This is a genomic window from Oleiphilus sp. HI0125, from assembly GCF_001635355.1.
Genome location: NZ_LWGF01000606.1, coordinates 1 through 1,194 on the forward strand (window position 1 = coordinate 1; position 1,194 = coordinate 1,194).

The 1,194-nt window shown below is 44.1% G+C and carries 1 protein-coding gene; it reads left to right on the forward strand.

Annotation, left to right across the window (positions count from 1 at the left end):
* Nucleotides 1-232: 232 nt before the first annotated feature.
* Nucleotides 233-1,063 carry a 16S rRNA (cytidine(1402)-2'-O)-methyltransferase gene (rsmI, locus tag A3762_RS07625; protein WP_231878764.1) on the forward strand — a complete coding sequence of 277 codons (831 nt, stop codon included), beginning with the start codon at nucleotides 233-235 and terminating at the stop codon, nucleotides 1,061-1,063.
* The last annotated feature ends 131 nt before the right edge of the window (nucleotides 1,064-1,194 follow it).

The window sequence follows — 1,194 nt, forward strand, 5'->3', positions numbered from 1 at the left end:
TGTTTGCGCTTTCGCATCTTGAAGATACTGTTCTCCAACGCTTAAAGGTTTGATTTCTTGTTCAGGAGATTTCCCGCCAGTTATGGTCTTGGGCTGACTGCTGCACCCGGCAATGATTAAGCCAATTGAGAGTGAGAGCGTCAGAAATCTTAAGGGTATTCTAATCATGTTGAATGCAGTAGGAGGAACGAAGCTGTTATCATACGGTAATTCTAGAGCGAGGATAACAAATTTGGAAAGCGCTATTTATATTGTTGCCACACCTATTGGTAATTTAGGCGATATTTCTCAGCGAGCGATCGAAGTTCTTGGAAATGCCGATCTGATCGCGGCGGAAGATACAAGGCATACAAAGAAGTTGTTGTCTCATCTAGGTATTCAGAAAGAAATGCTCTCCCTGCATGAGCATAATGAGCGAGAACGGGTTGATCAGCTCGTTGGTTTGGTTAATCAAGGAAAGAGCGTAGCGTTGGTCTCTGATGCAGGCACGCCCCTGATTTCAGATCCAGGCTATGTGCTGGTGTCTCAGGCGCGGGCACAGGGTGTAAAGGTTTTACCTGTTCCGGGTGCATGTGCGTTAATTGCCGCACTAAGTGCATCTGGGGTCGCGAGTGCTCGATTTTCCTTCGAAGGTTTCTTACCTGTTAAGCAAAAAGCGAAGCGAGAACAGTTGGCAGCATTGGTCGATGAGCAACGGACAACGATATTTTACGAATCGACCCATCGAATTATGGATACGATGAAAGCTCTGTGTGACGAGTTGCCGGCTAGAAATATATGTTTGGCTCGTGAGTTAACGAAAACGTTTGAAACTTTTCTTGTTGGTACCGTTGAAGACGTTTTGTCGAGCTTGAATGAAGACGAAAACCAGCGTCGTGGTGAGTTCGTTCTTTTGGTTGAAGGTGTTCAGGAGAGTGATGCTTCTAGCGAAATAACGCCAGAGGCACGTGCTTTACTTTTGTCTTTGGCAAAAGAAGTGCCTCCCAAAAAAGCGGCTTCTCTTGTGGCTGAGCATTATGCCTTGAATAAAAAAGATCTATATAAGCTGCTAGTAGAAAATTAGTGTTCGTTCCTTGTTAAAAGTCAAAAATTGAACCAAACTCTGGACTAAATAAATATTGCAAGGTGAGCTCATGATTGATCTCTACCGATGCATTAAGTGTTGTTCTTGCCGTGTCGGCATTATTCTTTTTG